The organism is Rhodanobacter sp. FDAARGOS 1247 (assembly GCF_016889805.1).
Classification (GTDB): Bacteria; Pseudomonadota; Gammaproteobacteria; order Xanthomonadales; family Rhodanobacteraceae; genus Rhodanobacter.
The window spans coordinates 3122017-3138635 of sequence record NZ_CP069535.1; the positions used below are offsets into that span (position 1 = coordinate 3122017).

Here is a 16619-nt window from a genome sequence, read left to right on the forward strand (position 1 = left end):
CGCTCAGAGCTTCACGTCGAAGCTGGACTTGTCCGGCACGGCGTGCGCGGGCGAGCCCACGTAGATCCGCCCCGGCTCGGTATCGCGCGTCACCAGCGCACCGGCGCCGATCACGTTGTCGGACGCCACCTTGACGTGGTCGTTGAAGGTGCTGTTCACGCCGATGAAGCTGTTCGCACCGATCTCGCAATAGCCGGAAATGACCGCGTGCGAAGCGATGAACACGTTGTCGTGCACCACCGTGCGATGGCCCACGTGGTTGCCGCTCCACAGGATGCAGTTGTTGCCGACGCGCACGAACGGCTGGATCACGTTGCCTTCGAAGATGAAGCTGTTCTCGCCCACCTCGGCGTTGCGCCACACGAAGGCGCGCGTGCTGACATAGGTGGCCAGCCGATAGCCGCGGCGCTTCATGTCGAGGTAGAGGCGAGTGCGCAGGCGGTTGAGCTGGCTGGAGGGGACGGCGACAAACACGTCCACCTCGGCCGGCGGGTAATCCGCCTCGAGTGTCTCGAAGGCCACCACGGGACGCCCTGCCAGCGTCGGCTGCGCCAGGTAGTCGCGCTCGACGCTGAAGGCCACCACGTCGAGGTCGCTGTCGTGCTCGAAGTATTCGCAGGCGATCTGCGCGAACTCGCCCGCGCCGATGAGGACTAGCGGCCTTGGCATGCCGTCATGCCCTCCAGCTGTGCGGCGCCGTTGACCTCGCGCTGGAAGTCGCCGTAGTCGGTGATGTAGTCGTCCGGGTCGTACGGATGGTCGGCCAGCACCATCAGCACGCAGTCGTCGCTGAAATCGTACAGCTCGCGCCACACCATGCTGCCCAGCAGCAGTCCGCGCGCGGGGTCGTCCAGCACGACCTCCGCCACGCCGTTGCCATCGTCCAGCAGGAAGGTCACCGATCCGCGCACCGCCACCGCCAGCTGGTTGAGATGGCGATGCGCGTGCCGGCCACGATGCACGTCGCGCCCGGTGGCGAAGATGTAGTACACGCGGCGGATCGCGAACGGCACGTTGCCATCCTGCTCCAGCGCGACGAGCATGCCCCGGCTGTCGCCATGTTTGTGCAACTGGACACACTGGATTTCCATGTTTCAGGCCCGGCTGCAAATCATGGGATGACGACTTACATCGCTGAGTGCCGCCTGGCCGGACAAAGGTTGCGTGGTGCATCGAAGGCGTGAACGACGACGCCTTGCCGACGCCGGCGCAACCTTTCGCGGCCGGCTCGGCACTTACCCGCATTCCTGCAGCGCGGCTGGCATGACCGGGGCGCCGGCGCTGACGGGCACATGACGCTTCGTTCATCGCCGTCCGATCACGACAAGGAAATCCCATGCTGCCTTTCCTGAACCGACCTGCGAACCGCCGTCCCCTGAACCCGTGGCTGTGGCACGGCCTCGCGCTGTTGCTGCTGGTCGCCGGCAACAGCGCGCAGGCGACTCCCTCGTTTGCCCGGCAGACCGGCTACGTCTGCGCGGTCTGCCACGCCAGCGCCTACGGCGGCGGCGACAACGGGCCGGCGCTGACGCCGACCGGCATGCGCTTCAAGATCAACGGCTACACCGAGGCGAACATCCCCGGTGCACTGCCGCTGGCCGCGCAGCTCACGCTGGCGCACACCAACCCTGCCCGCGGCGAGGACCGGACCCGGCTGACGGAAGCCGACATCTACCTGGCCGGACGACTGACCGATCATGTCGGCGGCTTCGTCAAGATCGAGACCGACAATGTCGGCGGCGGCAAGTACAACACCAAGCTGAGCAACCTCGACCTGCGCTTCGTCGCCAAGTCGCTCAAGCTCGGCGGCAAGGACCTGACGCTCGGCGTGAGCGTCAACAACAACCCGGGCTTCAACGATCCGCTCGCCGTCCTGCCAGCCGCTTCGACGCTGGGGCCGCCGGGAGTCACCGGCACCCTGCTGAATCTTTCCAGCCCCGCCGCCCCGGCCAACCACGTGATCGGCGCCACGGTCTACGGCCTGTATGACTCGAACTGGTATGGCGAAGTCGGCACCTACAACTCGCTGCAGCCGTCGGTGCAGGATCGCCTGGGCTATTCCCTCGGCAGCGATCCGGGCCGGCTCAGCGACACCGGGTATTTCCGCTTTGCCTACATGAGGGAATTCAAGACCCAGTTCTTCTCCGCCGGCGTGGTCGGCTTGTCGACCCGCCGCCAGCGTCCGCGCCTGGGGCCCGCCGACGACATCACCGACCTGGGTTACGACCTGAGTTACCAGTACCTGGGCAATCGGCAACACATCGTGCAGCTCAGCTACGTGAACATCTTCGAGAAGCGCGATTACGGCAGCACGCCGCCCAGTCCGGTGGTGCCGGGCCTGCTGGCGCTGTCGCACGGCGACGCCCGCGACCAGATCGCCACCGCCATCTATACCTTCAAGCAGAGCTACGGCATCGCCGTGTCCCACATGGTCAGCACGGGCTCGCGCGATCCCGCCCGTTACATCCCGTATGGCAGCCCGGACACCACCAGCAATCTCGTCAGCGTGTTCTGGGTGCCTTTCGGCAAGGAGTCCTTCAACTCGCTGGCCAATCTGAGGATCTACGGCACCTGGTTCCGCTTCAGCCGGTTCAACGGCGCCGGCACGAACATCTTCGGTGCGCCGCCCGGAGCGCCGGCGACCAACGCCAGGGACCTGGACGCCTTCACGATTTCCGTGAGCGCGGCGTTCTGAAGGGCGCGGGCGACACCGGCGGGACATCCAGCGCTCGCAAATCGGTTATAAGGCAGGCATGCCCCGGTGGTGCGGCAAGACCATCGGAGGCAACCCTGCCCGGTCGAGCGAATGACGAGACGATGTGGTTCAAACGCATGCAGCCCGATGCTCCTGCTGCCACGCGCCGCGACCACGCGCGTTCGCGGCACGGCCCTGCCGTCAGCAGCTCCGCCCGCAGCCGGGCGGGTCTGCTTGTCCTGGCCATCGTCGCCTGCCACCCCACGCCGGCGGATGCCGGGTCGTCCGCCACGAACGGCACGATCGCGCTCAGTTCGCAGCTGGTCGACCGCGGCCTGGCGATCACGCCGGCCACGCCCATCATCCAGGCGGCCGTTTCGTGGGCGTCGCCGGCGGGCTGGTCACTGGGCCTGTCCGGCAGTACCGAACTGCGCTCGCCACGACGCATCACCCAGAGCCTGCTGCAGGGCTCGCGCTCCTGGTCGCTTTCCGGTGACTGGCAAATGCAGGCCGGCGTGCTCTACTACCGCCACTCCGGCGACGCCCGTTCGACCGCCTACGACCGCGGGGAGGCGGGGATCAACTGGCTCTACCGCGACACCCTGACCTTCGGCGTGTCGGCCATCCGCCTCATCGGCGCGGGCGACCGCCGGACGCGGGCGGCCGCCGACCTCGATGTCCACTGGCCGCTGACGGAGCACCTGTTCCTTTCCGGCGGCGCCGGCGTGGCGCACGTTCCCCCGGTGCGCTACAGCTACAGCTACAGCCGCTACCGGCACTACCGCTACCACGATCGCGAAGGCTTCTACCGCTACGGCCATGTCGGCCTGATGTGGGTTGACGGGCCATGGCGGGTCGAACTCGATCGCGTCGCCACGGACCTGGAGTCGTCGCGCTCGACGCCGGACCCCGACGCATCGCCCTGGATGGCCACCATCTCGCGATCCTTTTGATGCGACGGCAACCTTTTGGGGCTGAAACGTCACCTACGCACTGACCGACCGGGGTCCGACCGCAAGCTGCGAAGCCATGAACGACGCTAATAACGATGCCGACACCGCCGACCGCATGCTGCTCCAGCGCATGGCGGCGGGCGATCGCGCCGCGCTGGCGGTGCTCTACCGCGGCTACCACGGCAGGTTGTGCCGCTTCCTGTCGCGTCTGACGCGGCGCGCCGATGTCATCGAGGAAGTCATCAACGACTGCTTCTGGATCGCCTGGCAGAAAGCGGACAACTTCCACGGCGACTCGCGGGTTTCCACCTGGATCATGGGCATCGCCTATCGCTGCGGCCTGAAGGCCCTGCGCCAGCATGGCGACGAACCGGTCGCGGACGACGCGGTGCCGGAAGACCGCGTCCCCGCCCACAACCCGGATGAGGACCGCGAACTGCGCGACTGGCTGGGCAAGGGACTCGTCCACCTGTCGGTCGACCAGCGCGTCGTGATCGAACTGGTCTACGGCGTGGGACACTCGCTGGACGAGGTGGCCGCCATCATGCAGTGCCCGGTCGGCACGGTGAAGGCGCGGCTGTTCCATGCGCGCGTGAAGTTGCGCAACGTGTTGCCCCCCCTGGCTGGCGACTCGCCGATACGTGAAGAGAGCGTGCCATGATGTTCCAGACAAATTCCGGCCGGGACTGCGCCCGCGCCTGGGAAGCCATGCCCTGGGTACTGCAGGGCAGCGCCCCGCAGGAACAGGGCGAATCACTGATGAGCCACCTGGTGCATTGCGAGGCGTGCCGCACCGAGTTTGCGCGGCAGAGCCGACTGCAGCTGGCGCTGTCGCTGCCCTCGGACATTCCGCTGGATGCCAACGTGGGACTGAAGCACCTGCTGGGTCGCCTGGATGCGCCCGCCCCGCTGGAAGCGCCCGCCCGCTCGCGCACGGCAGGCTGGCTGACCCGCGCCCTGGTCGCCGCCGTGCTGGTCCAGGCGATCGGCCTCGGTGCGCTGGGCATGCGACTGTGGTCCGAAGACGCCAGCCCCCGCTACCGCACGCTCAGCGAATCGCCCGTGCCCGGCACGCCGGGCTCGATCGCAGCGGGCTCCATCCACGTCGTGCCCGATGCCGGCATGAAGCTCGCCGACTGGGATGCGTTGCTGCATGCCCTTGGCCTGCAGGTGGTCGCCGGTCCCAATGAGGTCGGCGCCTATACGGTCGTGCCGCGAGGCCCGAACTCGACCCGGCAGCACGTGCTGCAGCAGCTGCGCGCCACCCGCGGCATCCGCCTGGCCGAACCGGTGACCACCACGCCATGAAATGCGGCGTCCTGGTCCTCGCTGCCGCGATGGCCCTGAGTGCCTGCGCGCGCCTGCCGCCGGTGGCGTCGGCCGGCGATCACGCCGCTACGGGCCGCGCCACGCTGGCCAGCGTGTCTACCATGGACAGCCAGCGCGACATCGTGCTGGCGGTGGCCAATCCGCTGGCACCGCCTGCTACGCACGCGGGTTCCAGCCTGCTCGGTTACCTGCCATCGGCGAACTACGGGATCGGCCAGCGGGCGGCATCGACCCTCGCGGCGCTGAAGAAGATCTATGGCTGGCAGGAGGTGACCGGCTGGCCGATCAAGGCGCTGGACGTGTACTGCATCGTGCTGACGCCGCCCCCCGGGATGTCCCGCGACACGCTGCTCAAGGCGCTGGCCGCGGACGCCCGGGTGCGACTCGCCCAGCCGCTGCAAAGCTATTCGACCTACGCCGACCCGCCGCCACCGGATGCCCGCCGATACAACGATCCCTACGCCGACCTGCAGCGCGGCTTCGTCGAGACCGATGCCGCCGTCGCGCACAACCTCAGCCGCGGCGACGGGGTTCATGTCGCGATCATCGATACCGGCGCCGACCTGGCCCACCCCGACCTGCAGGGGCGCATCCGCGACACGCAGAACCTGGTCGACGCGGACCGCACGGCGTTCGACCGCGACAACCACGGCACCGAAGTCGCCGGGGTGATCGCCGCCACCGCCGACAACCACCGGGGCATCGTGGGGATCGCGCCCGGCGCGGTACTGAGCGTCTACAAGGCCTGCTGGTATCCGCCGGTGCCCGGCGCGGGCGCCCGCTGCAACACCTTCACCCTGGCCAAGGCGCTGGCGGCGGTGATCGACACCGATACGCGCATCATCAACCTGAGCCTGGGCGGCCCCGCCGATCCCCTGCTCGACGAATTGCTGAGCCGTCTGCTCGAGCAGGGCCGCATCGTGATCACGGCGATGCCGCCGGACGGCAACGTCGGCGGATTTCCCGACCGCGCGCCGGGCGTCATCGTGGTGCGCACCAGCCGTGCGACGGAGGCGCCGCCCGGCGTGCTGAGCGCCCCGGGCAGCGACATCCTCACCACCCAGCCCGGCGGCGGCTACGACTTCACCTCCGGCTCGTCGATGGCGGCGGCACATGTCAGCGGCATCACCGCTCTGCTGCTGGCGATGGCCCCCGCGCTGGATGCACGTTCGGTCCACGACCTGCTGCTGCAGAGCAGCCGCGTTTCCGACGGCATGCTCCAGGTGAATGCGGCGGCGGCCATGGCGCGCCTGCGCGAGAGGCGGAAAGCCGGCCGCTGACCCGGCCGCCACATCAGCGAGGCCGTGATCTTGCGCCCCGCGCGTCGTGTCGCCGGCGGGCATCTTCGCCGGCACCCACGGATGGACACCACGGCTCAGCCGCTGCGTATTTCCTTGTCGTTCGAACGTTCCGCCTGCTGCTCGGGCCGCGCCTTTTCGCCGCGGGCGGCGGACAGTCCGTGGGTGAGTTCGGCGCCCATCAGCACGATGGTCGAGGCGTAGTAGACCCAGGTGAGCAGCACCACCAGCGCGCCCGCCGGTCCGTAGGCGCCGCCCACGCTGGCGTGGCGGATGTACAGGTCGATCGCGTACTTGCCGGCGATGAACAGCACGGTGGTGAGCAAGGCGCCGCGCCAGGCATCCGCCCACGCGATGCGCGCATCGGGCAGGACGCGATACATCGCGCCGAACGCCGCGATGAACACCAGCAGCGAAATCACCTGCTCGGCGACGCTCCAGATCCACGAATCCGTCGGCACGAAGAAACGGATCAGCGTGCTGACCACGAACGACACGATCAGCAGGAAGGTGACGCCGACCAGCAGCGCGATCGCCCGGGCGCGCGCCCACAGCCAGGCGGTGATGGCCTTGCCGGGGCGGGCCTGGACATCCCAGATGACGTTGAGCGCGCCCTGCAACTGGGCGAAAACCACCGAGGCGCTGAACAGCGTGATCAACAGGCCCACCACCCCGGCGACGTTGCCCAGCGTCGGCCTGGACTTCGCGTTCTGCAGCACCAGGGTGATCGCGCCGGCGGCCTTTGCGCCCAGTATCCCGGCCAGCCCGTCGGTCAGCTGTTGCTGCCACTCCGGCCGCAACGCAGCCAGCAGCCACAGCAACAACACGATCAGCGGTGCGAACGACAGCGCGGAGTAGAACGCGATGGCCGCCGCGCGGGTCAGCAGCGCGTCGTCGCCGATCCCTCCGATCGTCTTGCGCAGGATGCTGGCCAGTCGCGACAGCTGCATGGGCTTCCCCGGTGGTTGACCGTTGGCGGCGCGTCTACGCCGACCGCTTCTTCTTCAGCACGCTGAAGGAGCCGTCGCTTTCCAGGTACATCGCCCTGACCTCGTCGAGCCGCTCGACGTCGGACAGCCGCAACTGCGCTTCGATCTCCTGCTCGGTGAGGTTTTCCCGGCGCATGTTGCCGCGCTGCAGGCGACCGTGGCGGATCATGAGCACCGGCGGCGCGTCGGTCAGCCGCGAGATCAGCGCGTAACGGCAACCCAGGTAATCCAGCAGATAGTTCCAGCAGACCAGGGTGGCGATCAGGGTCGCGCCGTCGGCCACCGTCTGGCCGTCGCCGATCATGGCGTTCTGCGCCGCGTCGCCCAGCAGCACCACGAACAGGATGTCCGCGATCCCGGCCGATCCCGCGTTGCGGCGCAGGACGAAGCGGAAGATCACGAACAGGAACCAATACATCAGGCTGCCCCGGACCAGGATCTCCAGGGGCGACATGCTGAACGCGAGAAAGGACATGTTCATCGGTCTGTCCACGGCTTGCCGCGGGTTCGTGCGCTCCCCCGCGGGCATCCGGCGGCCACGGTCACGGCCGGAAGCCTGAAGCGGATGCCGGCGGGCATCGACCGATCAACCCGCACCGGTCTTGCGGCGGGACTCGCTGTCGATGTCCTGCCGGTCTTCGCGGACCTCGCGGTCGCGCTCTTTCTGGTTGGGGGCGTCCTTCTTCGCGACATCGTCGTCGTTGCGATCGCCGTCGCCATGCCTGCGGTTTCGAACCGGCTCGACCATGTCTGCGCTCTCCTGTCGAAAGCTGCACCTTGCACGCGGTCGCATCAAGAAAGGGTGACCACAAACCGCCCCCTGATCCGGTACCCGGCACCACCCGTCTTCATCGGCGGACCACGGCCGGCGCGGTAGCGTCATCGCCCATCGATGACTTGTGGAAGCTCCATGGCCAGACTGCGCATCGGCATTTCCGGCTGGCGCTACGCGCCATGGCGTGGAAGGTTCTATCCGCAGGAGCTGCCGCAGCGACTGGAACTCCACTACGCCTCACGCCAGCTCGACACCATCGAGATCAACGGTTCGTTCTATTCGCTGCAGCGGCCCGACAGCTGGCGCAGCTGGTATCGCGACACGCCGCCCGGTTTCGTCTTCGCCGTGAAGGCGCCACGCTTCATCACCCACGTGCGCCGGCTGCGCGAGGTGGACAAGCCCCTGGCCAATTTCTTTGCCTCCGGTGTGCTGGAGCTGCGCCAGAAACTGGGACCGCTGCTGTGGCAGTTTCCGCCGAACCTGAAATACGACCACGGGCTGTTCGATGCCTTCCTTGCCTCGCTGCCGCGCGACAGCCAGTCCGCCCTGCGACTGGCCAGGCAACACGACCATCACGCCCGCTTCGTCGGCGACCTCTCGCCACGACGCAATCACCGCCTTCGGCACGCCATCGAAATACGCCGCGACAGCTTCAGCAATCCTGCCTTCATCGCCCTGTTGCGCAGGCATCGCGTGGCCCTGGTGGTCTCCGACGCGGCCACGACGTGGCCCCAGCTGCATGACCTGACCGGAGGCTTCGTCTACATGCGCATGCATGGCGACCAGGTCCTCTATTCCAGCGGCTATTCCGATGCCGCGCTGGACGAATGGGCCCGACGCATCCGCGCATGGATGAGCGGCGGGCAGTCCGCCGACGACAGCCATCGCGCCAGCAGCACGCCCCCACCACCGCGAAAGTCGCGCGACGTGTACTGCTACTTCGACAACGACGCCAAGGTGAAGGCGCCGTTCGACGCGATGAAGCTGCGCCGGCGCCTGCAGGCCTGACAGCCGCCTTCAGCGCACCGTGAAGCGCTCGCCGTACTTGTCGGCGTGGGCGATCAGATAGGCGTTGAAGAACTCCTGGTCGCTGTAGCCCTCGCCCCTTATCCGTTCCAGCAGGTCCGGGTCCATCTGCGAGCGGATCTGTGCCAGATCATGGCGGCGTCCTTCATGGATGATGCCGTGAGCTTCGGTGGCGCCCGTCGCCTCGACCTCGGGCACCTTCGCCGGCACGAAGGGCGAAACCGGATCGCTGGCCGGGAAGGTTTCTTCCAGCGCCTCGTCCTGGTTGTCGCTTTCCCTGGCCTTGCGTTGCGCACGCATGGCCGGCGTTTCCGGCGCGGCCGGGGTGTCCTTGCAATCGGGATGTGCCGGATCTTTGCGGTCATGGCTGGACATGGGCGTCTCTGCTGCGGGAGGGGGATCGCAGCGTGCCGGCCGGGCGGTTAAGTCCCGATGTGCGTTCTGTCTAGAGCTTGTGCCGACGCACCTGCGCAAACGGAAAGCCCGGCGGGCGTGACGCCGTCTGCGCAAACCTTGCACGACCCATTCACTGGCGGGTGGGCATTGTCGGCTTTCCCCCAAACGGAGCTCCCCATGGACGCGATCACCCTGCTCAAGAACGACCACGATGCGGTGGAAAAGCTGCTCGAGGAATTGGCGCAAAGCACGCCCCGCGGCGTCAAGAAGCGCACCGAACTGCTGGAGAAGATTCGGGTGGAGCTGAAGGCCCACACCACCATCGAGGAAGAGATCTTCTACCCCGCATTCAAGGCCCGCGGCGACCAGTCCGATGACGACAAGATGTACTTCGAGGCGCTGGAGGAACACCGGGCCGCCGGCGACCTGGTGCTGCCCGACCTGCTGGCGACGCCCGTGGGCAACGAGAAATTCTCCGGACGCGCCAAGGTCCTCAAGGAGCTGGTGACCCATCACGCGGACGAGGAAGAGAAGGAGATGTTCCCCCGTGCGAAGAAGTTGCTCGACAAGGCGACCCTGGCGTCGCTTGGCGAAAAGATGGCGATGCGCAAGGCCGAGCTGGTCAAGCAGTTGAAGTCGGATCGGGGATGAACCCGTTGCCATGCGCCTGAGCTGTCGCCCGGCACGACCGGACTTCACGCAGTCCGGCCGTGCCGGACGTTCCGTTTCTTTCCGGAAGGCTTACACTCACCCGGACAATGCACGGTCGCCGGGACTTGGAAGATGCCATTCGAAAAGGGAAAGCGGGTCTTGGTGGTCGAGGACGACCCCGTCGTCGCCATGGTGGTGGAAGACAGCTTGCGCGACATGGGGCTGGAGGTTTTCGTCGACCTCTCCCTCATCGATGCGCTGGGTGACATCGAGAGCGGCGACTTCGATGCGGCCCTGCTCGACGTGGGCCTGCGTGGCGAGACCGCGCACCCGGTGATGCTCGCGCTGCAGCAGCGGCAGGTGCCGTTCATGGTGATGTCGGGTGGTGACCTGCAGGAGCTGGCAGCGGAATTCCCCGGCGTCCGGATGATGTCGAAGCCGCTGGACATGAAGTCGCTGTGCAAGGCCGTGCAGGATCTGCTGGCCTGACGTCGGCTTGCCGACGGTTCGCTGAACGACCGCGCGTTTCACGCGCTCAGGACAAGTCCCCCGCCCGGGCATCCCCCAGCATTCGGCGCAGCCGGGTCGCCAGCGCCTCGACGGTGAATGGCTTGGTGATCAGCTCCATCCCCGCGGCAAATCCTTCGGATGCCGAAGCATCGGACGCGTAGCCGGTCATCAGCAGGACCTTGAGGTCGGGCCGCAGGGCCCGCGACGCATCGGCCAGGGCCCGACCGTTCATGCCGGGCAGGCCGATGTCGGAAATCAGCAGGTGGACGTCTTCGCAGGACCTCAGCGCAGCCAGCCCCGCTTCGCCGTCGGCGGCCTCCAGCACCATGTAGCCCAATTGATGCAGCACCTCGACCACCACGTGGCGCACCACCTCTTCATCCTCCACCACCAGCACGATCTCGCCCTGGCCGGGCGCAGCCGGCGCGAGCCGTGTCGGCGGTAAGGTTTCCCGCCCGGTCTCGTCCAGGTGATACGGCAGATACAGCACCACGGTGCTGCCCTGGCCCGGCATGCTGCGGATGTCGCAGTAGCCGTTTGACTGCCGCGCAAACCCGTACACCATCGACAGGCCCAGCCCCGTGCCCTGGCCCACCGCCTTGGTGGTGAAGAAGGGCTCGAACGCACGATCGATCACCTCGGGACTCATGCCGATGCCGGTGTCAACGACCTCGATGCAGATGTAGCGGTCGCTGTTCACTTCATGCCATTGGCGCGTCTTGACGTCGTCGGCGGTCACGTTGCGCGAGCGGATGATCAGCCGGCCACCCTCGGGCATCGCGTCGCGGGCGTTGATCGACAGGTTCAGCACGGCGCTTTCGAGCTGGTTGGGATCGCATAGCGCCGGCCAGAGGTCGGGCGCCAGGTCGAATTCCAGGCTGACCTGTTCGCCCAGGGTGCGCTGCAACAGGTCGGCCATCGACAGCATCAGCGGATTGGCCTGCACCGGTCGCGGGTCCAGCGGCTGGCGTCGCGAGAAGGCCAGCAGCCGATGGGTCATCGCCGCGGCGCGGTTGGCCGAGTTCAACGCGCCATCGACGAAACGCGTCACCTCGCTCGTCCTGCCCGCGTCCACCCGCAGCTGGATCAGGTCGAGCGAACCGATGATCCCCTGCAGAAGATTGTTGAAGTCGTGGGCAAGCCCGCCGGTCAGCTGGCCCACCGCCTCCATCTTCTGCGCCTGACGCAGTTGCGCCTCGATCAGCACCTTCTCGCTGAGGTCGCGGATGAAGATGTTGGTGCGGTAGCCCTGGTGCAGGGACAGCGAGCTGACGCTGATCTCCACCGGAATCCTGCGACCATCACGGCTGACCATCTCGATCGGCCGCACGGCCGCGCCCGAGGCACCCCGCGCGGACGGCGAGCGCAGGCTGTCCTCGAAGCGCTGGCGGTCCGGCTCCGCCACCACCAGGGCGGACAGCGGCTGGCCGATGGCCTGTTCCCGCTGCCAGCCGAACAGGCTTTCCGCGCGCGGATTCCAGCGGACGATCAGGCCGCCCTCGTCCAGTTGCGCGAAGCCGTCCAGCGCGGTGTCGATCACGCCGCGAGCCAGGTATTCGCTTTCCACCAGCGCCGTCTCGGCCTGCATCCGCTCGGTGACGTCACGGGTGATCTTGGCAAAACCGATCAGCCTGCCGCCGTCGTGGATCGGGTCGACCACCACGTTGGCCCAGAAGCGGCTGCCATCCTTGCGCACGCGCCACCCTTCCGCGTTGTAGCGTCCTTCGCGGCGGGCGGTCTCCAGGGCGGCCGCCGGCATGCCCCTGGCGCAATCCTCGGGCGTGTAGAAGCGGGAGAAATGCGTGCCGATGACATCCTCGGCGGTGTATCCCTTGATGCGTTCGGCGCCGGCGTTCCAGTTGGTGATCACGCCCTGCGGATCGAGCATGTAGATCGCGTAGTCGATCACGCTGCCCACCAGCAGGGCGAAATTGCGCTCGCTGCGATGCAGGTTCATCGACGTCGTTTCCGCCACCCGGATGCGTTCGGACACGCGCTGTTCCAGCCGGGCGTTGCGCCCTTGCAGGGCCTGCTCGGCTTCCTTTTGTCCGGTGACGTCGAGCAGCATGTTCACGCCGCCGCTGAGGCTGCCGTCGTCATCGAACAGGGGCGTGGGATAGGTGGCCAGCGTGAGCCGGCTGCCATCGGGCCGTTCGGCCACCACCATCTCGCCGTGCACCGGCCGCGCCTCGCGGAGCGCGATGGCCATCGGATACCGCTCGCGAGGCAGCGGTGTGCCGTCCAGTCCGGACAGCTTCCACGAGGCCGCCCAGTTCTCGCCCAGCGAGGGGCGCCGTCCGGCGAGATCGATCGCCGCCTCGTTGAAGAAGGTGAGCCTGCCTGCCGCATCGGTGGTGTAGACCGCCACCGGCAGGGCCTGCAGCACCTGGCCGGAAAACTGCTCGCGCTTGCGGATCGTCCGGCTCAGCTGCTCCTGCCCGGAGACGTCGACGGTGAAGCAGCGCGAGTGGACGAACTGGCCATCGGCAAAGCGGCCGCTGGAGCTGATCTGCACGTGCCGCACGCGACCGTCCGCACCCACCAGCCGGGCCGGATACCGGTCCACCGATTCACCCGCGCGGACCTGTTCGAGCAGCCGGGCCAGGCGGTCGCCGTCGGCATCGAACTCGCCCAGCTTGTGGCCCACGTATTCGTCGCGCCGGTAGCCAAGCAGGTCCAGTTCCGTCCGGTTCGCGCGCAGTATCGTGCCGTCCGCCGCGACCAGGCGCAGCCCCACCGCGCCGTTCTCGAAAAGGTCTTCCGCGTCGTCGCTGGCGCGAGCCAGCTGGAAGCATTTCAGCAGAACACCGGAAGGAAGCTCGCCGCCCATCACGGCCGACACGCTGAGCGAAGCGCGCAGCCGCTCGCCGGCGGCGGCCTCCAGCACGATGTCGATGTCGTCCGCTGCATCGCTGGCCTGTGCTGCATGCGGCGATGCCCCGGCCGCGGTCCACAGCGCGTGGTCGCTGCCGCCGACCCGCAGGGCATCGCCCCACAGCCGGGCGGCCTTCGCATTGCAGGCAAGCACCACGCCGCTGCCGTCGCACAGATAGGCCGGCATCGGCATCGCCTCCAGCAAGGCCGGGAAAGATCCGGAGTAACCTCCCGCGCCAACTGTCCCAGCCATCCGCCCCACCCCCATGCCCTGTCTGTCGACCTGATTCGAAGGGCTGGCTTCGAAGCGTCGTGCGATGCATTCACGACCCTCTCACGCGGCGTCTTCAATCTTCGATCTTCAACTATAACAACGCCCGCCCTCCACACCCCGCCAAGCATGCTGCCGTGACTGTCCACGCGATGTGTCGACCCGAGCTGTTGATCGGCTGCGCCGGCTGGTCGATCCCTGCCGCCCACGCCGATCGCTTCCCCGAGGGAGGCAGCCATCTCGAACGCTATGCGCAACGCTTCAACTGCGTGGAGATCAATTCGTCGTTCTATCGCCCGCATCGACCGGCCACCTGGCGACGCTGGGCGGCCAGCGTGCCGCGGGATTTCCGTTTCGCGGTGAAGATGCCCCGCACCATCAGCCATGAAGCCCGCCTGCGCCACGCCGAACCGGCATTGCGGGAGTTTCTGGCTCAGGTCGACGAGCTCGGCGTGAAGCTGGGTTGCCTGCTGCTGCAGTTGCCGCCAAGCCTCGTCTACAAGCCGTTGGAGGTGCTGCCGTTCCTCGATCAGCTGAGGCGCCTGCACGCGGGTCCGGTGGCGTGCGAGCCGCGGCATTCGTCGTGGTTCCATCCTGCCGTGAGCCGCTTCTTGCGCGAACGCGGCATCGCGCGGGTGGCCGCCGACCCCGCTCGGCATCCTCGCGCCGCCGTGCCGGCGGGCGATCACCATCTGCAGTATTTCCGTCTGCACGGCTCGCCGCGGATCTATTACGACGCGTATTCCGAAGCGGCCCTGCGCCGGATCGAGCGCCGCCTGCAACGCCCCGACCCGGAGCCTGCCCGGCACTGGTGCATCTTCGACAACACGGCACTGGGCCACGCGGTGGCCAACGCGCTGGAGCTGAGGTCGCGCGTGGGCGATGCCGCGGACCTCGGCTGAGAGGTCGTGATTTTTTTCAACCTCGAAGCCCGGCCACGGCGAGGGCATGGATGCCCGATGCGATAGAAGAAAACCACTTCCTGTGGTTTTCTTCACAGGCTCCGGGCGCTTCACCTTTCGTGCTCGTTGCCCGTTGCACGATGACCATTCCCCACATGCGGAAGCATCGATGCCGGAAGGTCCTTCCATCGTCATCCTGCGCGAACAGGCGGCCGCCTTCGCCGGGCGCACCATCCGGCGCGCCACCGGCAACGCGAAGATCGACCTGCAGCGCCTGCCCGGCCGCCGGGTGCTGGCCTTGCGCAGCTTCGGCAAGCAGTTCCTCGTCGAGCTGTCCGGCGGGCTGAACGTGCGCGTCCACCTGCTGATGTTCGGCAGCTACCGCATCAATGAAGAACGGGACATCGCGCCGCGACTCGGCCTGGGTTTCGACGAAGGCGAGCTGAACTTCTACAACTGTTCGGTGCGCCTGCTGGAGGGCAGGCTCGACGACTTGTACGACTGGCGCGGCGACGTGATGTCGGAGCACTGGGACCCGAAACTGGCCAGGGCGAAGCTGCGCGCCATGCCGCATACCCTGGTGTGCGATGCCCTGCTCGACCAGACCGTGTTCGCCGGCGTCGGCAACATCATCAAGAACGAGGTGCTGTTCCGCATCCGCGTCCACCCGCTTTCCACCATCGGCGCGCTGTCGCCGTACAAGCTGGCCCAACTGGTGGAGCAGGCCCGCGTCTACGCCTTCGAATTCCTGGCCTGGAAAAAGGCCTTCGTGCTGGCCAGGCACTGGCTGGTGCACAACCGCGGGCGTTGCCCGCGCCACGACATTCCGCTGCAGCGCGCGTACCTGGGCAAGACCCATCGTCGCAGTTTCTTCTGCCTGCGCTGCCAGAAGCTGTACACGGACGACTGACCAATGCCCGCGTCCGCTTCGCACAAGGTGGTCCTTGTCGCCCTGGGCGGCAACCTGATGATCGCGATCGCCAAGTTCGTGGCCGCCGGGATCACCGGCAGCTCGGCGATGCTCAGCGAAGGCGTGCATTCGCTGGTCGACACGGTCAACGAACTGCTGCTCCTCTACGGCTTGCGACGGGCGGCGCGGCCAGCGGATCGCACCCACCCGTTCGGCTATGGCAGGGAGCTGTATTTCTGGAGTTTCATCGTGGCCCTGCTGGTGCTGGCGATGGGCGCGGGCGTGTCGTTCTACGAGGGCGTGATGCACATCCGCCAGCCCGAACCGGTCGCACGGCCGCTGATGAATTACCTGGTGCTGGCGGTGTCGTTCGTGTTCGAAGGCAGCTCGTGGTGGGTGGCGCTGCGCGAGTTCCGCGCGCGCAAGGGCAGGCTGGGCTACTTCGAGGCGTTCCGCCTCAGCAAGGACCCCGCCACGTTCACCGTGCTGCTGGAAGACAGCGCGGCCCTGCTGGGCCTGCTGGTGGCGCTGGCCGGGCTGGTCAGTGCGCAACTGCTCGCCCAGCCCGTGCTGGATGGCGTCGCTTCGATCGGCATTGCTGCCGTGCTGTCGCTGTCGGCGCTGCTGCTGGCCCGCGAAACCAAGGGACTGCTGATCGGCGAACCCGCCCATCCGGTGGTGGGCGAGGCGATTCTCGCCATCGCGGCGGGCGACGCCGGCGTGCGTTGCGCCAACGGCGTACTGACCGTGCAGATGGGGCCGAGCCAGGTGGTCGCCACGCTGAGCGCCGAGTTCGAGGACGCGCTGACCACGCCGCAGATCGAGGCCTGCATCAACCGCATCGAGAAGCAGGCCAAGCAGGCCCACCCGGAAATCGTCTCGCTGTTCATCAAGCCGCAGACCGCCGAAACCTGGCGCGCGCGACGCCACATGATCGAGGCCGAAGGCCGGCACCGGGCCCCGTGATGCAGCACCACGCCGATGGCGCCAGCGCACGCCATGCCGCTTCTTCACGCCGTCTGGCGCCATCGCGGCGGTAG

Annotated in this window: 18 protein-coding genes; 11 read left to right on the forward strand and 7 right to left on the reverse strand. The window is 67.5% G+C overall.

Features of this window, described 5'->3' with window-relative positions:
* Positions 1–3: 3 nt before the first annotated feature.
* A complete protein-coding gene (locus tag I6J77_RS14240) occupies positions 4–669 on the reverse strand; it encodes an acetyltransferase (RefSeq protein WP_204109508.1) in 666 nt (221 codons plus the stop codon).
* Complete coding sequence (locus I6J77_RS14245) at positions 654–1091, reverse strand: FdtA/QdtA family cupin domain-containing protein (protein WP_056715508.1); 438 nt, start codon at positions 1089–1091, stop codon at positions 654–656. Before I6J77_RS14245 ends, I6J77_RS14240 begins: the two co-directional genes overlap by 16 nt.
* Before the next feature lie 245 nt (positions 1092–1336).
* Between I6J77_RS14245 and I6J77_RS14250 the strand changes: the two genes are divergently transcribed.
* The 5 genes from I6J77_RS14250 to I6J77_RS14270 all read left to right on the forward strand — a co-directional run bounded on the left by I6J77_RS14250 (position 1337) and on the right by I6J77_RS14270 (position 6257).
* Complete coding sequence (locus I6J77_RS14250; RefSeq protein WP_204109509.1) at positions 1337–2695, forward strand: cytochrome C; 1359 nt, start codon at positions 1337–1339, stop codon at positions 2693–2695.
* 122 nt (positions 2696–2817) lie between these two features.
* A complete protein-coding gene (locus I6J77_RS14255; protein WP_239309010.1) occupies positions 2818–3648 on the forward strand; it encodes a hypothetical protein in 831 nt (276 codons plus the stop codon).
* Positions 3649–3724: 76 nt separating this feature from the next.
* Complete coding sequence (locus I6J77_RS14260; RefSeq protein ID WP_204109510.1) at positions 3725–4309, forward strand: sigma-70 family RNA polymerase sigma factor; 585 nt, start codon at positions 3725–3727, stop codon at positions 4307–4309.
* Complete coding sequence (locus I6J77_RS14265) at positions 4306–4956, forward strand: hypothetical protein (RefSeq protein ID WP_056715519.1); 651 nt, start codon at positions 4306–4308, stop codon at positions 4954–4956. Before I6J77_RS14260 ends, I6J77_RS14265 begins: the two co-directional genes overlap by 4 nt.
* A complete protein-coding gene (locus I6J77_RS14270; RefSeq protein ID WP_204109511.1) occupies positions 4953–6257 on the forward strand; it encodes a S8 family serine peptidase in 1305 nt (434 codons plus the stop codon). Before I6J77_RS14265 ends, I6J77_RS14270 begins: the two co-directional genes overlap by 4 nt.
* A 95-nt stretch (positions 6258–6352) precedes the next feature.
* On the opposite strand, the gene I6J77_RS14275 is transcribed toward I6J77_RS14270, so the two are convergent.
* From I6J77_RS14275 to I6J77_RS14285, 3 genes are all read right to left on the reverse strand, one after another.
* The gene (locus I6J77_RS14275) at positions 6353–7225 is read right to left on the reverse strand and encodes a YihY/virulence factor BrkB family protein (RefSeq protein WP_204109512.1); all 873 of its coding nucleotides are present in this window, start codon (positions 7223–7225) and stop codon (positions 6353–6355) included.
* 34 nt (positions 7226–7259) lie between these two features.
* Positions 7260–7745, reverse strand: coding sequence for a DUF421 domain-containing protein (locus I6J77_RS14280; protein WP_056715528.1), 486 nt, complete (start codon positions 7743–7745; stop codon positions 7260–7262).
* A 105-nt stretch (positions 7746–7850) separates the two neighbouring features.
* Positions 7851–8012 carry a hypothetical protein gene (locus tag I6J77_RS14285; protein WP_204109513.1) on the reverse strand — a complete coding sequence of 54 codons (162 nt, stop codon included), beginning with the start codon at positions 8010–8012 and terminating at the stop codon, positions 7851–7853.
* Between the two features lie 162 nt (positions 8013–8174).
* On the opposite strand from I6J77_RS14285, the gene I6J77_RS14290 reads away from it, so the two are divergent.
* Positions 8175–9047, forward strand: a complete 873-nt coding sequence (locus I6J77_RS14290) for a DUF72 domain-containing protein (protein ID WP_204109514.1) — start codon at positions 8175–8177, stop codon at positions 9045–9047.
* Positions 9048–9056: 9 nt separating this feature from the next.
* Here the strand turns inward: I6J77_RS14290 and I6J77_RS14295 are convergent, their stop codons facing one another.
* Positions 9057–9440: a hypothetical protein gene (locus tag I6J77_RS14295; RefSeq protein ID WP_056715535.1), complete on the reverse strand. Its 384-nt coding sequence runs from the start codon at positions 9438–9440 to the stop codon at positions 9057–9059.
* Between the two features lie 198 nt (positions 9441–9638).
* Between I6J77_RS14295 and I6J77_RS14300 the strand changes: the two genes are divergently transcribed.
* Together I6J77_RS14300 and I6J77_RS14305 are read left to right on the forward strand one after the other, a co-directional pair.
* Positions 9639–10112 carry a hemerythrin domain-containing protein gene (locus I6J77_RS14300; RefSeq protein WP_056715537.1) on the forward strand — a complete coding sequence of 158 codons (474 nt, stop codon included), beginning with the start codon at positions 9639–9641 and terminating at the stop codon, positions 10110–10112.
* A 132-nt stretch (positions 10113–10244) separates the two neighbouring features.
* On the forward strand, positions 10245–10601 hold the full coding sequence (locus tag I6J77_RS14305; protein ID WP_204109515.1) for a response regulator: 357 nt from the start codon (positions 10245–10247) through the stop codon (positions 10599–10601).
* A gap of 46 nt (positions 10602–10647) precedes the next feature.
* Here I6J77_RS14305 and I6J77_RS14310 read toward each other — a convergent pair whose 3' ends face one another.
* Positions 10648–13683 (reverse strand): PAS domain S-box protein, encoded by a 3036-nt coding sequence (locus tag I6J77_RS14310; RefSeq protein WP_239309012.1) that lies wholly within the window; start codon positions 13681–13683, stop codon positions 10648–10650.
* A 236-nt stretch (positions 13684–13919) separates the two neighbouring features.
* Here I6J77_RS14310 and I6J77_RS14315 point away from each other — a divergent pair, with 236 nt between their 5' ends.
* The 3 genes from I6J77_RS14315 (at position 13920) to I6J77_RS14325 (ending at position 16545) form a co-directional block, all read left to right on the forward strand.
* A complete protein-coding gene (locus tag I6J77_RS14315) occupies positions 13920–14669 on the forward strand; it encodes a DUF72 domain-containing protein (protein WP_204109516.1) in 750 nt (249 codons plus the stop codon).
* Between the two features lie 169 nt (positions 14670–14838).
* Positions 14839–15579 (forward strand): DNA-formamidopyrimidine glycosylase family protein, encoded by a 741-nt coding sequence (locus I6J77_RS14320; RefSeq protein ID WP_204109517.1) that lies wholly within the window; start codon positions 14839–14841, stop codon positions 15577–15579.
* Between the two features lie 3 nt (positions 15580–15582).
* Positions 15583–16545 carry a cation diffusion facilitator family transporter gene (locus tag I6J77_RS14325; RefSeq protein WP_239309014.1) on the forward strand — a complete coding sequence of 321 codons (963 nt, stop codon included), beginning with the start codon at positions 15583–15585 and terminating at the stop codon, positions 16543–16545.
* Positions 16546–16619 lie beyond the last annotated feature (74 nt).